General features: G+C 68.0%; 20 protein-coding genes and 1 riboswitch. Of the genes, 10 read left to right on the forward strand and 10 right to left on the reverse strand.

The genetic code is table 11. The features are described from left to right. The first annotated feature begins 258 nt into the window (after nt 1–258). On the forward strand, nt 259–351 hold the full coding sequence (locus tag DRB17_RS04315) for a DUF559 domain-containing protein (RefSeq protein ID WP_206607778.1): 93 nt from the start codon (nt 259–261) through the stop codon (nt 349–351). A 174-nt stretch (nt 352–525) separates the two neighbouring features. Here DRB17_RS04315 and DRB17_RS04320 read toward each other — a convergent pair whose 3' ends face one another. Continuing rightward, nucleotides 526–1,677, reverse strand: coding sequence for a pyridoxal phosphate-dependent aminotransferase (locus DRB17_RS04320; protein ID WP_114580957.1), 1,152 nt, complete (start codon nt 1,675–1,677; stop codon nt 526–528). Nucleotides 1,678–1,705: 28 nt separating this feature from the next. Further along, a complete protein-coding gene (locus DRB17_RS04325; RefSeq protein WP_114580958.1) occupies nt 1,706–3,376 on the reverse strand; it encodes a gamma-glutamyltransferase in 1,671 nt (556 codons plus the stop codon). On the opposite strand from DRB17_RS04325, the gene DRB17_RS04330 reads away from it, so the two are divergent. Both DRB17_RS04330 and DRB17_RS04335 read left to right on the forward strand, forming a co-directional pair. Next, entirely contained in the window at nt 3,371–4,810 is a 1,440-nt protein-coding gene (locus DRB17_RS04330; protein ID WP_241503740.1) for a M48 family metalloprotease, read from the forward strand. The two genes, DRB17_RS04325 and DRB17_RS04330, sit on opposite strands and share 6 nt — an antisense overlap. 88 nt (nt 4,811–4,898) lie before the next feature. Further along, a complete protein-coding gene (locus DRB17_RS04335) occupies nt 4,899–5,690 on the forward strand; it encodes a DsbA family protein (RefSeq protein WP_161958696.1) in 792 nt (263 codons plus the stop codon). Here the strand turns inward: DRB17_RS04335 and DRB17_RS04340 are convergent. Then, nucleotides 5,687–6,166 carry a D-Ala-D-Ala carboxypeptidase family metallohydrolase gene (locus DRB17_RS04340; RefSeq protein WP_114580961.1) on the reverse strand — a complete coding sequence of 160 codons (480 nt, stop codon included), beginning with the start codon at nt 6,164–6,166 and terminating at the stop codon, nt 5,687–5,689. The two genes, DRB17_RS04335 and DRB17_RS04340, sit on opposite strands and share 4 nt — an antisense overlap. Nucleotides 6,167–6,324: 158 nt before the next feature. Here DRB17_RS04340 and aroQ point away from each other — a divergent pair, with 158 nt between their 5' ends. The 4 genes from aroQ (at nt 6,325) to aat (ending at nt 9,340) form a co-directional block, all read left to right on the forward strand. Beyond that, nucleotides 6,325–6,783 carry a type II 3-dehydroquinate dehydratase gene (aroQ, locus tag DRB17_RS04345; RefSeq protein WP_114580962.1) on the forward strand — a complete coding sequence of 153 codons (459 nt, stop codon included), beginning with the start codon at nt 6,325–6,327 and terminating at the stop codon, nt 6,781–6,783. Continuing rightward, on the forward strand, nt 6,783–7,241 hold the full coding sequence (accB, locus tag DRB17_RS04350) for an acetyl-CoA carboxylase biotin carboxyl carrier protein (RefSeq protein WP_114580963.1): 459 nt from the start codon (nt 6,783–6,785) through the stop codon (nt 7,239–7,241). The genes aroQ and accB overlap by 1 nt, the downstream gene beginning before the upstream one ends. A gap of 19 nt (nt 7,242–7,260) precedes the next feature. Then, a complete protein-coding gene (gene accC / locus DRB17_RS04355; RefSeq protein ID WP_114580964.1) occupies nt 7,261–8,610 on the forward strand; it encodes an acetyl-CoA carboxylase biotin carboxylase subunit in 1,350 nt (449 codons plus the stop codon). Nucleotides 8,611–8,689: 79 nt separating this feature from the next. Then, nucleotides 8,690–9,340 carry a leucyl/phenylalanyl-tRNA--protein transferase gene (gene aat, locus DRB17_RS04360; RefSeq protein WP_114580965.1) on the forward strand — a complete coding sequence of 217 codons (651 nt, stop codon included), beginning with the start codon at nt 8,690–8,692 and terminating at the stop codon, nt 9,338–9,340. Here aat and DRB17_RS04365 read toward each other — a convergent pair. After that, nucleotides 9,337–9,618, reverse strand: a complete 282-nt coding sequence (locus DRB17_RS04365; protein ID WP_114580966.1) for a DUF1127 domain-containing protein — start codon at nt 9,616–9,618, stop codon at nt 9,337–9,339. The genes aat and DRB17_RS04365 overlap by 4 nt on opposite strands. A 139-nt stretch (nt 9,619–9,757) precedes the next feature. On the opposite strand from DRB17_RS04365, the gene DRB17_RS04370 reads away from it, so the two are divergent. Together DRB17_RS04370 and DRB17_RS04375 are read left to right on the forward strand one after the other, a co-directional pair. Beyond that, complete coding sequence (locus DRB17_RS04370; RefSeq protein WP_114580967.1) at nt 9,758–10,711, forward strand: transcriptional regulator GcvA; 954 nt, start codon at nt 9,758–9,760, stop codon at nt 10,709–10,711. Continuing rightward, nucleotides 10,708–11,325: a septation protein A gene (locus DRB17_RS04375; protein WP_193725725.1), complete on the forward strand. Its 618-nt coding sequence runs from the start codon at nt 10,708–10,710 to the stop codon at nt 11,323–11,325. Before DRB17_RS04370 ends, DRB17_RS04375 begins: the two co-directional genes overlap by 4 nt. A gap of 17 nt (nt 11,326–11,342) precedes the next feature. Here DRB17_RS04375 and DRB17_RS04380 read toward each other — a convergent pair whose 3' ends face one another. The 6 genes from DRB17_RS04380 to DRB17_RS04405 form a co-directional block, all read right to left on the reverse strand. Next, complete coding sequence (locus DRB17_RS04380) at nt 11,343–11,750, reverse strand: DUF2155 domain-containing protein (protein ID WP_114580968.1); 408 nt, start codon at nt 11,748–11,750, stop codon at nt 11,343–11,345. After that, nucleotides 11,750–12,001, reverse strand: a complete 252-nt coding sequence (locus DRB17_RS04385; RefSeq protein ID WP_114580969.1) for a hypothetical protein — start codon at nt 11,999–12,001, stop codon at nt 11,750–11,752. Before DRB17_RS04385 ends, DRB17_RS04380 begins: the two co-directional genes overlap by 1 nt. A 101-nt stretch (nt 12,002–12,102) precedes the next feature. Continuing rightward, nucleotides 12,103–12,882, reverse strand: a complete 780-nt coding sequence (locus DRB17_RS04390; protein ID WP_114580970.1) for a class I SAM-dependent methyltransferase — start codon at nt 12,880–12,882, stop codon at nt 12,103–12,105. Further along, nucleotides 12,879–13,370, reverse strand: coding sequence for an outer membrane lipid asymmetry maintenance protein MlaD (gene mlaD / locus DRB17_RS04395; protein WP_114580971.1), 492 nt, complete (start codon nt 13,368–13,370; stop codon nt 12,879–12,881). The genes DRB17_RS04390 and mlaD overlap by 4 nt, the downstream gene beginning before the upstream one ends. Then, nucleotides 13,370–13,750 (reverse strand): NADH:ubiquinone oxidoreductase subunit NDUFA12, encoded by a 381-nt coding sequence (locus DRB17_RS04400; RefSeq protein ID WP_114580972.1) that lies wholly within the window; start codon nt 13,748–13,750, stop codon nt 13,370–13,372. Before DRB17_RS04400 ends, mlaD begins: the two co-directional genes overlap by 1 nt. 133 nt (nt 13,751–13,883) lie before the next feature. After that, the gene (locus DRB17_RS04405; protein ID WP_114580973.1) at nt 13,884–15,110 is read right to left on the reverse strand and encodes an MFS transporter; all 1,227 of its coding nucleotides are present in this window, start codon (nt 15,108–15,110) and stop codon (nt 13,884–13,886) included. A gap of 341 nt (nt 15,111–15,451) precedes the next feature. On the opposite strand from DRB17_RS04405, the gene DRB17_RS04410 reads away from it, so the two are divergent. Continuing rightward, entirely contained in the window at nt 15,452–16,585 is a 1,134-nt protein-coding gene (locus DRB17_RS04410; protein WP_114580974.1) for a zinc-binding dehydrogenase, read from the forward strand. Nucleotides 16,586–16,654: 69 nt separating this feature from the next. After that, a riboswitch (cobalamin riboswitch) is annotated at nt 16,655–16,877 on the forward strand. The last annotated feature ends 122 nt before the right edge of the window (nt 16,878–16,999 follow it).

A 16,999-nucleotide genomic window follows, 5' to 3' on the forward strand; every position in this document is an offset into this window, starting at 1 on the left:
GGCAGACGACTGTTTATCGTTTATCGCCAGCCCCTCTTGGCTCCACGGAGGGGGGAGCTGTCCGCGAAGCGGATTGAAGGGCGATCCACGCCCACCTCACCCCCGACCCGCCGCCCCGTAACATCATGTTGACGGATGATGACGAATGATGACGTTTGCAAACGGTAACGGAATCTCCTGCGGCGGCGTCGGTTCCTGGCTCATGCATTGCTCCCGTCGGTTCGTCGTGCAAAGTCGGACGGGCAGCGTAGCGGGACGGTGCTGCGGTTCTGGAACAATGAAGTGCTGGAGAACATCGAGGGCGTGATGGAGCGGATTCTGGCGGCCATCCACGAGCGGCGACGGCCGTGATCCCCCTCAACCTGTCCCTCTCCCCCGACGCGGGGGAGAGGGGGCCATAAACGCACCTCTCCAGCTACACCGCACCATATGCGCCGAGTAGCCGTCCCCCCTCGATTATCGTCCCTTCTCCCCCGCGTCGGGGGAGAAGGACAGGTTGAGGGGGAAGCCGCAAACCCACCGACCTCACCCTTGCAGCCACTTCCGCAGCCGCTTCGCCGCCTCGGCCATTTCGGCTTCGGGGCCGGCGAAGGAGAAGCGCATGTAGCGGCGGCCGCGTGCCGGGTCGAAGTCGATGCCGGGGGTGGCGGCGACGCCGGTTTGGGCCAGCATGCGCTTGCAGAAATCCTGGCTGTCGTCGCTCAGGTGGCCGATGTCGGCGTAGATGTAGAACGCGCCGTCGGCAGGGGCCAGCTTGTCGAAGCCGGCCTTGGGCAGTTCTTCCAGCAGCAGGTCGCGGTTGCGGCGATAGCCGGCGACGACGAGGTCCAGTTCCTCGTGGCAGTCCATCGCCGCCAGCCCGGCCGCCTGCGAGACGGCCGGCGGGGAGATGTAGAGGTTCTGGCCCAGGCACTCCACCGGACGCCGCAGGTCGTCGGGCAGCACCAGCCAGCCCAGCCGCCAGCCGGTCATGGCGTAATACTTGGAGAACGAGTTCACGACGATCGCGTCGTCGCCGAACTCCAGCGCCGAGACCGCGCGGCCGGTGAACTCGATCCCGTGGTAGATCTCGTCCGAGATCAGGCGGATGCCGCGCGCCCGGCAGGCGTCCACCAGTGCCTGCATCGCGCCCTGGTCCAGCATGGTGCCGGTCGGATTGGAGGGGCTGGCCACGATCAGGCCGTCGATCCCGCCCTCGACCTTGTCCAGCAGCTCCGGCGTCGGCTGGAAGCGATGCTCCGGCCCGGTCTCCAGCCACACCGGCTCCAGGCCCAGCGCGCTGAGGATATTGCGATAGGCTGGGTAGCCCGGTGCCGCCAGCGCCACGCGGTCGCCGACGTCGAAGGCGCCGACGAAAGCCAGCATGAACGCGGCGGAGGAGCCGGTCGTCACCATGACGCTTGCCGGATCAACGCCGACGCCATAGGCCCCGCGGTAGTGAAGGGCGATACGCTCGCGCAGCTCGGGATAGCCGCAGGCGTCGGTGTAGCCGAGCCGCTCGGAACGCAGCGCCCGCTCCGCCGCGCGGATGGCGCCCTCGGGCGCGCCGTGGCCGGGCTGCCCCACCTCCAGGTGCAGCACGTCGCCGCCCGCCGCCGCCCGTTCGTTCGCCGCGCGCATCACATCCATCACGATGAAGGGCGACACGCCCGCCCTGTTGGAGACCTTCAACGCCATTGCCGTTCCCCTGTCGCGGCCGTCGTCGTCATTGTGCCCGCACCGCAAGGCCGTGAGCGCGCGGGTCGGTCGCCTGCTGGCACAGTTCCGGCGCGTTGCGTGGCCCGCGCGGACAGTAGATCGCGTTGATCCGCCCCTGCGCCGCGCCGGGCCGCAAATGGTGGTCGCGCCTGCCCAGGCCGTCGAGGACCGCCGGGGGCACGCCGGCCTCGTATTCCACGACGTCCGGCTCACCGGGATGATGCAGCCGCGCCAGCGCCAGCAGGTCGCGCAGCCGCACGCGGTCCGCGCGCTCGTCCCCGCCGTCCGAAACCAGCGTGGTCTTGCCCGTCGGGAATTGGTTGCGGTCGATCTTCTCGCCCAGGCTCTCCAGCGGGCTCAACGCCTGGACCAGAGCGAACTGTCCCGACGCACCGCCAGCCGCGCTGGCCGCAAGATAGCCGGTGCCGGTGAAGGGATTGGCGACGATAGCCGGGGCAAGGCCCGCACCCGCCGCCGCCTCACTCGCGCTGCCCGCAAGCAGGATGCCGGTGCCCTGGGCCTGCTTCCCGCTGCCGAACAGGCCGTTCATGGTGAAGGCGCAGGCGACCATGTTGCCGAAGCGGTCGACCGCCGTCAGGCCCGCCGTGGGCGCGTTCTCCGCCACCGAGCGCGGCGCCGGGCGCAACGCGGCCGCCGGCGTTGCCCGCTGCCGGTCGACGTCGTCCAGCAGCGCCTCGACGGCGGCCTCGTCGACGAGACTTTTCGTTTCCGGCCGCTGTGAGGCGGGCGTGCCCATCCAGGCGCGCTGTTCCGAGAGCGCGCGCTTCCACGCCTCGACCAGGAAGTGCGCGCGCGCCGGCGAGGTCGGATCGTCCATATCCGGCCCCTCCGCGGCCATCGCCCAAAGCTGGCCCAGCCCCAGGCCGCCCATCGCCGGCGGCGGCGGCAGGTAGAGGCGGTGGTCGTCGAAGGGCACCGCGATCGGCTCGACATAAGCCGCTTTATAGCCGCGCAGGTCGCCATCGCTCAGCGGCGCGCCGGCTTGTTGCGCGGCCTGTGCGAACCGCCTGGCGAAATTTCCGACGTAGAGATAACCGGCCCCGCGCCCGCGTATCCCGGCCAGCGCGGCCGACAGCTCCGGCTGGCTTATGCGGTCGCCGACGGCCGGCAGGCTGCCGTCGCGGCGCAGGTAGAGGCTGCGCGCCGCCTCGGTGAGCGTGCCCTGCCCCGCCTCCAGGTCGGTGTGGAATGCCCGGCTGACTTGATAGCCGAAGCGGGCCAGCCGCTCGGCGGGGGAGACCACCTGCGCCCAGGACTGCAGTCCATAACGCGCGTGCAGCGCCGCCATGCCGCGCGCCAGCCCCGGCACCGTTGCGCCCCTCGCGTTCCGCCTCGGCAGGAACAGCAGCGCCTCCGTCGCTTTCTCGCCACGTTTATGGACCACACAGGCACCGCCGCCGCCCAGCCCGACGCGCGAGGGCAGGGTGACGGTCATGGTGAAGGCCATGGCCGTTGCCGCATCGACGGCATTGCCGTTCTGGCCCAGTATGTCGCGTCCGACCAGGGCCGCGCGCGGCTCGTCGGCGGCGGCGATGCCGGCGAAGCCGGACACCGTCTCGATTTTCGCGACCTCCGGCTCGTCGGTGGAGGAGCAGGCCGCAAGGCCCGTCGCCGCGACGGCCAGGGCCGTCAGGCAGGATGTCATGAAGCGATGCATGAACGTCTTCCGGTCCGATTGAAACCACGCCCCGCGATGGCTAGGTTCTTCGTGAAGCACAGGGTTGCCGTCTTGCGCAAGAGCAGACCCCTCACGGCCGTCATTGTTATCCTCCTGGCGCTCGCCTGGATAGTGCTGCCGCTGCGCGCGCAGGCGCAGCAGATGCGCTTCATCCGCGACGCCGAGGTGGAGCATACGATCCGCGCCTATGCCACGCCGATGTTCGGGGCCGCCGGCCTCGATCCCTCGGCGATCGACGTCTACCTCGTCAACGACAACACCCTGAACGCCTTCGTCGCCGGCGGCATGAACCTGTTCCTGCACACCGGCCTGCTTCGCGCCGCATCGGGGCCGATGCAGGTGATGGGCGTGATCGCCCACGAAGCGGGCCACATCGCCGGCGGGCATCTGGCCAGCCGTCGGAAGGAACTGGAGAGCACGGTTCCGGCGATGATCGCCAGCACCCTCCTGGGCCTCGCCGCCGGGGTGGTGACGGGGCGCGGCGACGTCGGCATCGCGGTGGCCCGCGCCGGCCAGGGCGCCGCCATCACGAACCTGCTGTCATACACCCGCAGCCAGGAAGGCTCGGCCGACCAGGCGGCGGTCACCTACATGAACCAGGCCGGCTACTCGCCGGAGGGCCTGCTGGCGTTCATGGAGGTGCTGGAGGGCCAGGAGGTGCTGCTGACGAACAACCAGGACCCGTACCTGCGCACCCATCCGCTGACCGGCGACCGGATCGAGTTCCTGCGCCGCGCGGTCAAGGAGTCGCCCTACACGGGCCAGGACGCGCCGACGCGGCTGAGAGCGATGCACGCGCGCATGGTGGCCAAGCTGGACGGCTTCCTGGACGCGCCGCGCAAGACGCTGCGCAAGTACGAAGGCGAGACGACGCTGGCCGCGCGCTATGCCCGCGCCATCGCGCACTACCGCGAGCCGGACCTGGACAAGGCGCTGGAGATCCTGGACGGGCTGCTCGCCGAGCACCCGGACGATCCGTACTTCCACGAACTGAAGGGGCAGATGCTGTTCGAGCACGGCCGGGTGGAGCAGGCGCTCGACTCCTATCGCAGGGCGGTCGAGCTTCGGCCCGGCGAGCCGCTGATCCGCCTGGCGCTGGCGGAGGCCCAGCTTCAGACCAATGACCCGAAGTTGAACGGTCCGGCCCTGGACAACGTTCAGCGCGTGCTGAACAGTGAGGGCAACAATGCCTTCGCCTGGCGGCTGGCGGCGATCGCGCACGGAAGGGCCGGGAACACCGGCATGACAGCGCTGTCGCTTTCCGAGGGTGCGATGGCCAGGGGCGACATGCGCACCGCGCGCGAGCAGGCGGTGCGCGCGCAGAAGCTGCTGGAGGAGCACTCGCCGGCGTGGCTGCGCGCGCAGGACATCCAGCGCGAGGCGGAGCGCCGCCTGAAGAAGCGAGAGGGCTGAGAGCAGGCCGACGCGAATCCTCCGCCTCGCTGATCGGAAATATTGGCGCCGCCGGGCGCCCAGGGGAAATCAGACCAGGAGCATGCCGATGTTTCGTCTTGCCCAGCGCGGCCTCGCGGCCGCCGTCATGATACTTGCGGCCGCCGCGCTGCCCGCCGCCGCCCAGCAGCAGAGCGAGCCCACGGAAGTGCCGGAGAGCCTGAGCGGGCCGTTCGACGCGAACGAGACGAAGGCGATCCAGGGCATCATCCGCGACTACCTTCTGGAGAACCCGGAAGTCATCATGGAGGCGGTCGAGATCCTGCGCGAGCGCCAGCGTCAGGCGGAGGCGCAACAGCGCGAAGGCGCCATCAAGGCCCACAAGGCGGCGCTGACCGATCCCGGCCCTCTGCCCGTGCTCGGCAATCCCGATGGCGACGTCACCATCGTGGAGTTCTTCGATTACCGTTGCCCGTACTGCCGCAGCGTCGCCGACGACCTCATGGAGACAGTGGAGGCCGACGGCAACGTGCGGCTGGTGATGAAGGAGTATCCCATCCTGGGCGAGGAATCGGTCGCCGCCGCACGCGTCGCCATCGCCACCGCCGCGCAGGGCAAGTACGCCGAGTTCCACCACACGCTGCTCACCGAGGTGCGGGACATCAGCGGCGAAAAGGCCCTCAAGCTGGCCGAGAGCATGGGCCTCGACATGGACAAGCTGAAGGCGGACATGAACGACACCTGGGTAGACGAGGAACTGCGCCGCACCTTCAGTCTGGCGCAGGCCCTGTCGGTGAGCGGCACGCCGGCCTTCATCGTCGGCAACAAGATGGCGCCCGGCGCCGTCCCCGCCGAGCGCCTGAAGCAGATGATCGCCCAGGCCCGCAAGCAGCAGAGCTAGACCGCCACCGGGTCCTCCGGCAGGCCGGCGAGATAGCGCCGTCCGTCGAAGGTCAGCACCTGCCGCCGGTTCGCCCGCAAGAGGGTGTAGGAGCAGTGAATCCAGCCGGCGTGCGGGTCGTGCGGGCGGTGGAACTCCAGGATAAGCTGGTCGAAGTCCAGGTTGTCGCGGATGAACCGGGCGACCGCGAGGTTCGCGATTCCCGGCACCTCGAAGTCCGCCGCCTCGCCGCGCGTGTGCTGCGAATCCGGCGCCCCGCCGACGGCGGCGTTCAACTCGGCACTGCGATAGCCGCTGGACGGCGAGAACGGCACGCCATAGCGCTCGCGCACCGGCTGCAGCACGTTCCGCGCCAGGGCGCGCAGCGCCGTGACCGACTCGGGGCCCGGCGTGTTATCGATGCCGCGGCTGAGGGCCGTGCGGCTCTTCACCAGTTCGGCAAGCGTGAAATTGGGCGACAGGTACAAACGGCTCATGCAGGACTCCGGTTCGCTTCTCTCGCCCGCCCTTTTGACAATGAACCTTATACTAGGAATATTTCCCTGTCCAGCTCGAAAGTCACGCACCGCGTTGCGCGGTACCACGGGCATGTGCTAGCAGTCCCAACCGCCTGAAGGCGGCTGAGGAGACGGCCTTGGCGAACACTCCACGCATACTGATTCTGAACGGACCCAACCTGAACCTCCTGGGCACGCGCGAGCCGGAAATCTATGGCCGCGACACCCTGGCGGATGTCGAACGCCTGTGCCGCGAGCATGGCGCCGCGCGCGGGATGGAGATCGACTTCCGCCAGTCCAACCATGAAGGGGAGATGGTTGACTGGGTGCACGAGGCGCGCGAAAGCTGCGCCGGTATCGTGGTCAACGCCGGCGCCTATTCGCACACCTCGGTGGCCTTGCTGGATGCCCTGCTGGCGGCCCAACTGCCGGTGGTGGAGGTTCATCTTTCCAACCTGTTCAAGCGCGAGGCGTTCCGGCACCACTCGTACGTCACGCAGGCCGCGATGGGGCTGATATGCGGCTTCGGCAAGGACGGGTATCGCTACGCCATTGATGCACTGGCCGCGCGGCTGGGCCGCGAAGAGGGGACCTGATGGCCGACTTCGAATTCGACGAGGATCTGGTGCGGCGGCTGTCGCTGCTGCTTCAGGAGACCGACCTGACGGAGATCGAGTACGAGAACGCCGGCCATCGCATCCGCGTGGCCCGGCAGACGCAGCACGTCGTCGCCGCCCCGGCCGCCCAGCAGGCCGCGCCGGCCGGCCAGGGCCCGGCCGCGCCCGCACCGCAGAGCGACCAGAGCAGCGAGATGGTGCCGGCGGGTGCCGTCACCTCGCCGATGGTCGGCACCGTCTATGTCGCGCCCGAGCCGGGCGCGGCGCCGTTCGTCCAGGTAGGCGATCAGGTGCAGGAGGGACAGACGCTGGTCATCATCGAGGCGATGAAGGTGATGAACCCGCTGCCGGCGCCGCGGGCCGGCACGGTCACGCGAATCCTGGTCAGCGACGCTCAGCCGGTGGAATTCGGCGAGCCTCTGCTGGTCGTAGAGTAAACCGGACGCGGCGGGCGCGATGTTCGAGAAGATCCTGATCGCGAACCGTGGCGAGATCGCGCTGCGCATCCACCGGGCCTGCCGGGAGATGGGCATCCACACGGTAGCCGTTCACTCCACCGCCGACGCGGACGCGATGCACGTTCGCCTGGCCGACGAGAGCGTGTGCATCGGGCCGCCATCGAGCAAGGACAGCTACCTGAACATGCCGGCGATCCTGTCGGCGGCGACGATCACCGGCGCCGACGCCATCCATCCGGGCGTCGGCTTCCTGTCAGAGAACGCGGACTTCGCCAACATGGTGGCCGAGCACGGCCTCGCGTTCATCGGTCCGGACCCTCAGCACCTGCGCGTCATGGGCGACAAGGTGGCCGCGAAGGCGACGATGAAGGAGGTCGGCGTGCCCGTCGTCCCCGGCTCCGAAGGCGCTATCGAAACCGACGACGAGGCCTGGCGCGTCGCCGAGGAAATCGGTTATCCGGTGCTGATCAAGGCCGCCGCCGGCGGCGGCGGACGCGGCATGAAGGTCGCGCACGGCCGCGACGAGATGCACGACGCCCTGCGCCTCGCGCGGAACGAGGCCCGCAACGCCTTCGGCCACGACGCCGTCTATCTGGAGAAGTACCTGGGCCACCCGCGCCACATCGAGGTGCAGATTCTGGCCGACAAGCACGGCAACGTCGTCCACCTGGGCGAGCGCGACTGCTCGCTCCAGCGCCGCCATCAGAAGCTGCTGGAAGAGGCGCCCTCGCCGGCGCTGAACGCCGAGCAGCGGGCCTGGATCGGCAACCGCGCGGCGGAGGCGGCGCGCAAAATGGGCTATCACAGTGCCGGCACGCTGGAATTCCTGTACGAGGACGGCGAGTTCTTCTTCATCGAGATGAACACCCGCCTGCAGGTGGAGCATCCGGTGACCGAGGCGATCACCGGCGTCGATATCGTGCGCGAGCAGATCCGCATCGCCGCCGGCATGCCGCTTGGCATGTCGCAGGATGACGTGCATATCCAGGGTCACGCGGTGGAGTGCCGCATTAACGCGGAAAACCCGCGCACCTTCGCCCCCTCGCCGGGCGTGGTGCGCGACTACCACGCGCCCGGCGGGCTGGACGTACGCGTGGATAGCGGGCTCTACGGCGGCTATCGCATCCCGCCCTACTACGACAGCCTGGTGGCGAAGCTGATCGTCCGCGGCCAGACGCGCAACGAATGCCTGATGCGCCTGCGCCGCGCGCTGGAGGAATTCGTCATTGAGGGCGTGGACACGACAATACCGCTGCACCAGCAGCTTATCGGCGAGCCCGACTTCATCAACGGCAACTATAACATCCACTGGCTGCAGCGCTACGTCGACGCCTTGAGCGCGGAGTGACCCGCGCGACGACAGACACGCTCGCCACGCCCATGCCGCTGCGCTACATTTATTGTGGTTACTGAGCGGACGGGGCGCTATGGAGCTTACGCCGGATCTTCTGCTGCGCGCCTACGCCGTCGGCATTTTCCCGATGGCGGAGAGCCGGCGTGACCAGGAAATCCACTGGATCGACCCCGAGCTTCGGGGCGTGATTCCGCTCGACACCTTCCACGTGCCGCGCCGCCTGCGCCGGCGGATCCGCCACGGCAGCTTCCACGTCACCGCCGATGCGGCTTTCGGCGAGGTGATCGCCGGTTGTGCCGAGCCGACGTCCAACCGTCCAGACACTTGGATCAATCCGACCATCGAGCGGCTGTACAAGGAGCTGGCCGCCATGGGCTTCGCCCATTCGGTGGAATGCTGGCAGGATTCGCGGCTGGTCGGCGGGCTCTATGGCGTGGCGCTCGGCGGGGCGTTTTTCGGCGAATCGATGTTCTCGCGGGTCAGCGACGCCAGCAAGGTGGCGTTGGTGCATCTCGTCATGCGGCTGTGCAAGGGCGGATTCAAGCTGCTGGACACTCAGTTCACAACCCCGCACCTCAGCCAGTTCGGCGCCGTCGAGATCCGCCGCGACCAGTACCGGCACCTGCTCTCGCAGGCGGTCCCGGCCGCGGCGGAATTCCCGAAGGAGTTGACGGACGAGGAGGTCGAGGCCTTCCTCGGCCAGGAGTCGCGTCAGACTCCCTAACGTTGGCCGGGGCACCAGAACTCCACCGGACCCAGCATCCCTTGGATGACTGTACTCACCTCGCCACGCCTCAGGCCGATGTCGGACAGCGTCTCATCGCTCAGCCCGCGAAGCTCGCGCCGGGCCTGCCGCAGTGCTTTCGCGCGCTGGCGCTGAAGTGCCCGGCATTCCATGTAGTGGCCCAGGGCATGCAGCCATCCGGCAACCCGGCTGATCGGCTTGACGGCGGGCGTCTTGGGGAACGCGGTTTCGGTCGTGCATATCGTTGCAACCGTCATGTCAGGCTCCCGTTTATCGTTAAGTTTCCTTTACGGCTCACCGCGCCGTAGACTTCGATTATCATCAAAATACGACCTTGACAGCAGGGTCACAAACGATGTTTTCTCAGGCTACCTTTTAGGAAAGCTAACGCATCTCATGGCTCGACGCTTACCGCCTCTTAACGCACTGCGCGCATTTGAGGCCGCCGGGCGCAACCTTTCGTTCAGCAAGGCGGCGAACGAGCTGAACGTCACGCCGGCCGCCGTCAGCCATCAGATCAAGGGCCTGGAAGAGCATCTGGGCACGGCGCTGTTCCGGCGCGGGCCCCGCCGGCTGCTGTTGACCGACGCAGGGCAACGGTTGCTTCCAGGCGTGCGGCAGGCTTTCGCCGGGCTGGCGGAGGCGCTGGGCGAACTGGACGAGGCGCGGGACGGCGATTTCCTGACGATCAGCGTGGTGCCGTCGCTGGCCTCGAAGTGGCTGCTGCCGCGCATGGACCGCTTCCGCCGCGCCCAGCCGGACATGGAGGTGCGCTTCGACGCCACCAGCCATGTCGTCGATTTCGCGCAGGAGACCGATGTCGACCTCGCCCTGCGCCACGGCACCGGCGACTATCCGGGGCTGGAGGTCGAGCGCCTGACAGGCGGCACGCTGTTGCCGGTATGCAGCCCGAAGCTGCTAGAAGGGCCGTATCCGCTGAAAACGCCGGACGACCTGCGCCACCACACGCTGCTGCACGTCCCGTGGGAGGCCTGCTGCCCCACCGACCCGGACTGGAGCGACTGGCTGAAGACGGCGGGCGTCACCGGCATCGATCCGGATCGGGGCTCGCGCTTTAACCACTCCAGCTACGCCGTCCAGGCCGCGGTGGAAGGACAGGGCGTGGCGCTGGCTGACGAGGTGCTGATTTCCGACGACCTCGCCGCCGGGCGGCTGGTGTGCCCCTTCGGCACCGGGGCTTCGGGCGCAACGCCGTTCGCGTACTACTTGGTTTATCCACCCCAAAAGGCCAAATTGGAACGTGTGCGGGCCTTCCGCGACTGGCTGATGGACGAGATCCGCACCTACGAGGCCACATTGAAGAAGCAGGCAGAGGATACGGCTGCGTGAGCGAGCAACCCCAGAACCCGGATAGACCCACCCCGAATGGACCCACCCCGAGTGGACCGGCATGGCTGCGGCCAGTCGTCGACTACGGGCCGCTGGCCGTGTTCTTCGCGGGCTATATGTGGAAGGACCTGTTCTTCGCCACCGCCGGGCTGATGGCGGCCACGGCCGTCGCGCTGCTGCTGTCACTGGTGCTCACGCGCCGGATTCCCAAGCTGCCATTGATCACGGCGGCCATCGTCGGCGTCTTCGGCGGCCTGACGCTGTGGCTGGACGATCCGACCTTCATCAAGATGAAACCCACTATCGTCCAGGCCATCTTCGCAGCGATCCTGGGTGGCGGGTTCCTTTTCGGCAAGCCGCTGCTCCGCCCGGTGCTGGGGATGGCCATGCCCTGGCAGCTCAGCGAGCGCGGCTGGCGCATGCTCACCGTGCGCTGGGCGGCGTTCTTCGCCGTAATGGCAGTTTTGAACGAGCTGGTCTGGCGCACCCAGCCGACCGACATCTGGGTCAGCTTCAAGGTCTTCGGCATCCTGGTGCTGACCATGGGTTTCGCCGTCGCCCAGGTCCCGCTCCTCACCCGCCACAAGACAGGCGAGGCCCCCGGCGAGGGGTAGCCGCCGGAGCCGGCCGCTCAGTTCGCGGCATCGTCCTTCGAGTCGCCGCCTTCGTCCCGCACCAGGCAGTCGATGACCCAGACGTCATAGACCGGGTGCTCCAGCGCGTTGAGCGCGGGGGAGGAGGAAAACATCCAGCCGGTAAAGACGCCGATGGCCTCGCGGTCGGGGCGGATATCGACGATTTCGAGGAACGCCTTGCGCTCCGGCGGTTCTTCCGGCGGGGTCTTGTCGCAATGCCGGGCCGTGATCTCCAGCGAGCCGAAGCGTTGGCTGGCGCCGACCTCCACTTCGAACGTCGAGGTGCGCGCGGTGATCTTGTCGAGGCCCTGCATCACGACGACGTCGGCCTCCACCGCGGCCGCCGGGCCGGCCAGCGCCAGCCCCGCGCACAATGCGGCCATCGCCGGCCAACCGCGCGCCATCAGCCCTGCCCTCCGGCGCCGTTGCCGCCACGCTTGTAGGGATTGTTCAAGCCGTCGACGATGCCGTGCAGCACCTCGCGGACTTGTGTCTCGTCGCAGCCCATCAGAATGGCATCCTCCAGCGCGTCCTGCGCCATTTCGCGAATCTCGTCCAGATTCTCGTTCAGGACTTTGATCTTTTCGCGGCAGGACACGGGCTGCCCATCGGGCTGCACCCAGGTCGGAAACTCCGGCTTGGTTTCGGCAGGCATGCGACTGATCCCTCCTTCCGGATCCGGCCTTCAGAGGTAATCGCTGCCGGCGCGGGACGCAACGCCATAGGGTGGGGGCGTCTTACTGCTATGACGGCCCTTCAATCCGCCAGCACCGCCTTGAAGCGCAGCCGCACGTAGTCGGCGCTCCACTGGCCGGATTCGTCGCGCTGATGGACCTGGAGCGCCGCGCGAACCTCGGCGATGAAGGCGTCACGCTGGTCCGGCGGGACGTGGCTGAGGAAGCTTTCGGCGAAGGTGGCGAGCCAGCCGGAGATGTCCGCCGGCAGCGGCGTTGGCCGCGGAAAGTGCTCCATCCGCTCGACGGTGAAGCCAACGGCTTGCAGCTTCTCGCGATAAGCGTCGGGCGCCGGGAAGTACCAGGGCCACGCCGCCGAAAAATCGAGGGCGCGCTGCGCCATCGCGCTGGCAACGGCGCCGACGATGCGCGCCACGTTGCCGGCCCCGCCCATTTCGGCGATAAATCGCCCGCCCGGCTTCAGCACCCGACGCACCTCGGCCAGGACGGCGTCGGGTTTTTGCATCCAATGCAGCGCCGCGTTGGAAAGCACGGCGTCGAAGGCATCGTCCTTGAACGGGAGCGCGTGGCCGTCGGCGGCGCAAACCGCGAGGCCGAGCCTGCGCGCGGCCGTCACCTGCTCGACGCTGAGGTCGCTGCCGGCCACGTCGGCGCCTGCATCCGCCAGCTCGGCCGTCAGCCGCCCGTCGCCGCACCCAAGGTCGAGGATGCATTCCCCGGCTTGCGGTTGCAGCAGCTCCAGCAGCGGCCGGCCCAGTTCGGCGACGAATCCGGCTTCGCGGCGATAGCGGTCGGGGTCCCAGTGCTGGCCGTGGCCGGCGCCCCCGCCGCCGGACGTCATTGCGGGAACGCGCCGCCGCCGGCCTGTCCGCCGGAATCCGCCGCGCCCTGGTCGCCGCTGAAGATCAGGCGGCCGACCATGTCGACGATGTTGATGGCGCCCTGGGTGTACTGGATGGTGCCGCCACTCTCGATCATCTCTTCCATGCCGCCCGGCTCCAGCATGACGTAGTTGCCGCCCAGCAGCCCCTCCGGCACGATCCGGGCCGAGGTGTCCTGCGGCAGCTTGATCTGGTCGTCGATGGTCATGGTGACGTCGGCGAAATAGGTCTTCGAATCCAGCTTCTGCTCCACCACGCTGCCGATCTTGACACCGCTCATCCGCACGTCGGTGCCGGGCGAAAGACCGGCGGCGTTGTCGAAGCGGGCATGGACGCGATAGCCGCTGACGGTGGCCACGCCGGTCATCGAGAAGGCGAAGACGACGAACACTGCCGCGACCAGCAGAACGGCCGCACCCATGATCGTTTCGATCGCGTTCCGCCGCATCAGGAGGGCATCCAGGGCTCGTAATCGCCGGTGCCGCGCGCCCGCTTGCCGCCGCGAAGCGTGTGTCCGGGCGGGCGATAAGCCTCCGGCGTCATGGTGGGGTTCGGCTGGTGCGGCTTTTGCCAGGACTTCTTCTCGGGCACGCCGCCCTCGTTCGGGGGCGTTTCGATGGTATGGTGCAGCCAGGCGTGCCAGCGTGGCGGCACGCGGCTGGCCTCCGCATCGCCGTTGTAGACGACCCAGCGCTTCTCGCCACTGGCAAGGCTGCCGGGCGTGAAGCGGCTTTTCTTGTCGCGATAGTACTTGTGGCCGAACTCGTCCGTTCCGACCGGCTCGCCACGCAGGCGCGTATAGATCAACGTGCCGATGCTGTTTCTCATCCGGCGGGGACCTTCCGCGAATCCGTCAAACAAACGCACGCGGAACCACCCGCGCGCGGCGCGCCGACTATGGCACCGCCGCGTCGCGGCGTCCAGACCCGCCGGGCTACCAGCTTCACGGTCCCGCGGCCGATCACGCGGGCACCGGCTGCCGGGCATGCCTGGGCAGCACCAGGACCATGAAGCCGGCGCCCAGCGCGGCCCAGAACGACGCCATCCAGACAAGGCCGTAGTCCCCCGTCGCGTCGATCACATAGCCGCCGAAGTAGGCGCCCATCGCCCCGCCGATGGAATGCCCGGCCGCGATCAGCCCCATTGCAAGCCCCATCACGTGCACGCCCACGTGACTTGCCGTCAGGCTGGCCGTCACCGGCACCGTGGCGTAGTCGACCGCGCCGAAGAATGCGGCGAACGCAAACAGATAGGTAATGTCCAGGCCCGCGATCTTACCCAGGAACAGGAAGCTTCCCGCGCGCAGGATATAGATGGCGGCGAGCAGCAGGGGCCGATTGACCCGGTCGGTCAGCCATCCGGCCGCGATCATGCCGGCAAGGTTGACGGCGGAGAGCACGCCATAGGCGCTGGCGCTGGGAATCGGCGGAAACCCGCAGAGCGCAGCGAACGGCAGCAGGTGGGTCTCGATCACGCCGCTGGTCGTGAAACCGCAGATCAGGAAGCTCCAGAACAGGATATGGAACGTCGGCTTGGACAGAACGAAGCGCAGGTCCCGCGCCAGCGAGGCGTTATCGCCGTCGGGGTGGCTGCGTTCGGCGTGTCCGGCCTGCGGGCGCGCCATGAACCACAGCACGAAGGGCACCATCGCGAGGCTGGCGACGGCGAGGCCACCGAAGCTCCACCGCCAGCTTGCCCAGGCAAGCAGCGCGGCGATCAGGGGCACGATCAGGAACTGGCCGGCGGTGGCGCCCGAGGTGGCGATGCCGGTGGCGAAGCCCAGCCGGCTGTCGAAGTTGCCGGCCACGGCTGTCGAGACGACGTGCGTGGCGACGATGCCGAAGCCGATCCCGCAAAGGCCCGCGAAAGCGAGGGCGAAAACGATCGGGTCGCTGTTGACCGCGACGATGGCGGCGCCGGCCGCGATCAGGATCAGCCCCAGGCTCAACGCGAATCGCGGCCCCAGCTTGTCGACCAGCCGGCCGGCGAAGGGCGCGGTGCACGCCATGACCACCAGCGCCCCGGCGCCGACACCCGATATGAAGCTGCTGGTCCAGCCCAGCTCCTGCTGCCAGACCGGCATGACGAGGCCGAGCGCCGCCCGCGTCGAAAACGCCAGCGCCAGCGCCATGAAACCGAAGACGACGATCAACCATTTCTGGACGAAAACCTCGGACTGACGGGGCATCGTCGGGTCTCTCTCCCTTGGAGTCCTTGGAGTCGGCCACGTCGAGTCTTGGCCGATGGCGCCCGTCCCCGGCACGAGGAACGGCCTGGTGGAGCAGCACTTCAAACATACAATCTAGTCGTGTTATTCGAATCCGAATTACACCATATAGTACGGGCGTGGAATATATCGGTATGGCGCTGAGGGCAAGCCATTTTGGCTACCCAGGCTTGCCGGGTTCCTTGCGGCTCCCGAATGAAGTGCCAGGCCGCCGGGGCCGTTGGCGACGTAAGCCTTTGCGCCGGCACGCTGCCGTCCGCTATGCATGAGACAGGGATGATAGTCAGTAAGGGGACAAGCCCATGGTACGTGCCGCCGTGATGCCCGAACCCATGGTGCCGGTCGAGATTCGCGAATTCGCCGAGCCGACGCTTCAGGACAACGCCGTCTTGCTGGAGACCGTCTTCTCGGAAGTCTGCGGCACCGACGTGCACTTGCGTCACGGCCGGCTTGCCGGCGTGCCCTATCCGATCATCCCCGGCCATGTCTCCGTCGGCCGGGTCGAGGCCGTCAACGGCGAGGTGCGCGATATCGACGGCAACGACGTGCGGCCCGGCTCCCTGGTGACGTTCCTCGACGTGCACGGAACCTGCCATCGCTGCTGGTACTGCCTCGTCGCCAAGGAAACGACGAAGTGCCCCGAGCGCCACGTCTACGGCATCACCCATTCGGCGACGGAGGGTCTGCTGGGCGGCTGGTCGGAGCGCATTTACCTGCAGCCCGACGTGCACATCCTCACCCTGCCGGACGGCCTCGACCCGCGCACCGTCATCGCCGCGGGCTGCGCCCTGCCGACCGCGCTGCACGCGATAGAGCGGGCGGAAATCTCCATCGGCGACCGCGTCGTGGTCCAGGGCGCCGGCCCGGTCGGCATCAACGCGGCGATCCTGGCCCGGCTATCGGGTGCCGGCGAGGTCTTCATCGTCGATCCCGTCGAGACCCGCCTGGAGGGTGCCCGGCGACTCGGCGTCTCCGCCGGAGTCCGTATCGACCCCGAGGATCCGGGCAGGCACATCCGCGCGATCCGGGAGATGACCGGCCAGCGCGGCGCCGACGTCACCATCGAGGCCGCCGGGGTCCCCCAGGCCTTCAAGGAAGGCATCGCCATGACCCGCGACGGCGGCCGCTATGTCGTGGTCGGTCACTACACCGATACGGGCAGCGCCTCGGTCAATCCGCACACGGACATCAACAAGAAGCACCTTGAGATCCGGGGCACCTGGGGGTCCGACCTCAGCCACTTCTACAGGATGCTCGACGTGCTGAAGCGTCACGGGAACGACGTCGGCAACGGTCTGGGCTGGGACGAGATGATCGGCGGCGTCTACAGCCTGGGCGAGGTCAACATGGCCCTGGACGATGTCGAAAATGGCCGCCTGATCAAGGCAATCATCTGCCCGAACGGCGACCGCCCGTCGATCGTGGGCTATCCGTAGCCGCGCGCTGGATGAATGCCGGACGGGCAAAGGTCACTTGACCCCACGTGCCCGTCCTGATTTAACACAACTCACATATGCGAGGTGGTTTCCCGGCCGTCGGCATGCCGGCGTCGGGAAGGACTGAAACAGGGAACGCGGTGCGGCCGGAAACGGCCAATTCCGCGGCTGCCCCCGCAACTGTAAGCGGCAAGCCCGCGTTCGATATCGGCCACTGGGCAGGATGCCTGGGAAGGCCGAACGCAGGCGATAATCCGTAAGCCAGGAGACCTGCCACCTTCGCGTCACCTACCCGAGGGACGGGGTGTGCCGTCGGGGCGGTCTTCCGCAGTGGTGACGCGGCCAACGCGTGACGGGCGGAAGACTTTATCAACTGTTTCCATCCGTCAGGCCTTGAACCGCCGTCACCCCGCT

The sequence above is a fragment of the Ferruginivarius sediminum genome (assembly GCF_003344765.1).
Taxonomy (GTDB): domain Bacteria; phylum Pseudomonadota; class Alphaproteobacteria; order Kiloniellales; family Rhodovibrionaceae; genus Ferruginivarius; species Ferruginivarius sediminum.

Bases quoted from the DNA above. Each gene is read 5' to 3' on its own strand.
- DRB17_RS04320 (WP_114580957.1), bottom strand. From the start codon at position 1,677: ATGGCGTTGAAGGTCTCCAACAGGGCGGGCGTGTCGCCCTTCATCGTG.
- DRB17_RS04330 (WP_241503740.1), top strand. From the start codon at position 3,371: ATGCATGAACGTCTTCCGGTCCGATTGAAACCACGCCCCGCGATGGCT.
- DRB17_RS04325 (WP_114580958.1), bottom strand. From the start codon at position 3,376: ATGCATCGCTTCATGACATCCTGCCTGACGGCCCTGGCCGTCGCGGCG.
- DRB17_RS04335 (WP_161958696.1), top strand. From the start codon at position 4,899: ATGTTTCGTCTTGCCCAGCGCGGCCTCGCGGCCGCCGTCATGATACTT.
- DRB17_RS04340 (WP_114580961.1), bottom strand. From the start codon at position 6,166: ATGAGCCGTTTGTACCTGTCGCCCAATTTCACGCTTGCCGAACTGGTG.
- accB (WP_114580963.1), top strand. From the start codon at position 6,783: ATGGCCGACTTCGAATTCGACGAGGATCTGGTGCGGCGGCTGTCGCTG.
- accC (WP_114580964.1), top strand. From the start codon at position 7,261: ATGTTCGAGAAGATCCTGATCGCGAACCGTGGCGAGATCGCGCTGCGC.
- aat (WP_114580965.1), top strand. From the start codon at position 8,690: ATGGAGCTTACGCCGGATCTTCTGCTGCGCGCCTACGCCGTCGGCATT.
- DRB17_RS04365 (WP_114580966.1), bottom strand. From the start codon at position 9,618: ATGACGGTTGCAACGATATGCACGACCGAAACCGCGTTCCCCAAGACG.
- DRB17_RS04370 (WP_114580967.1), top strand. From the start codon at position 9,758: ATGGCTCGACGCTTACCGCCTCTTAACGCACTGCGCGCATTTGAGGCC.
- DRB17_RS04380 (WP_114580968.1), bottom strand. From the start codon at position 11,750: ATGGCGCGCGGTTGGCCGGCGATGGCCGCATTGTGCGCGGGGCTGGCG.
- DRB17_RS04385 (WP_114580969.1), bottom strand. From the start codon at position 12,001: ATGCCTGCCGAAACCAAGCCGGAGTTTCCGACCTGGGTGCAGCCCGAT.
- DRB17_RS04390 (WP_114580970.1), bottom strand. From the start codon at position 12,882: ATGACGTCCGGCGGCGGGGGCGCCGGCCACGGCCAGCACTGGGACCCC.
- mlaD (WP_114580971.1), bottom strand. From the start codon at position 13,370: ATGCGGCGGAACGCGATCGAAACGATCATGGGTGCGGCCGTTCTGCTG.
- DRB17_RS04400 (WP_114580972.1), bottom strand. From the start codon at position 13,750: ATGAGAAACAGCATCGGCACGTTGATCTATACGCGCCTGCGTGGCGAG.
- DRB17_RS04405 (WP_114580973.1), bottom strand. From the start codon at position 15,110: ATGCCCCGTCAGTCCGAGGTTTTCGTCCAGAAATGGTTGATCGTCGTC.
- DRB17_RS04410 (WP_114580974.1), top strand. From the start codon at position 15,452: ATGGTACGTGCCGCCGTGATGCCCGAACCCATGGTGCCGGTCGAGATT.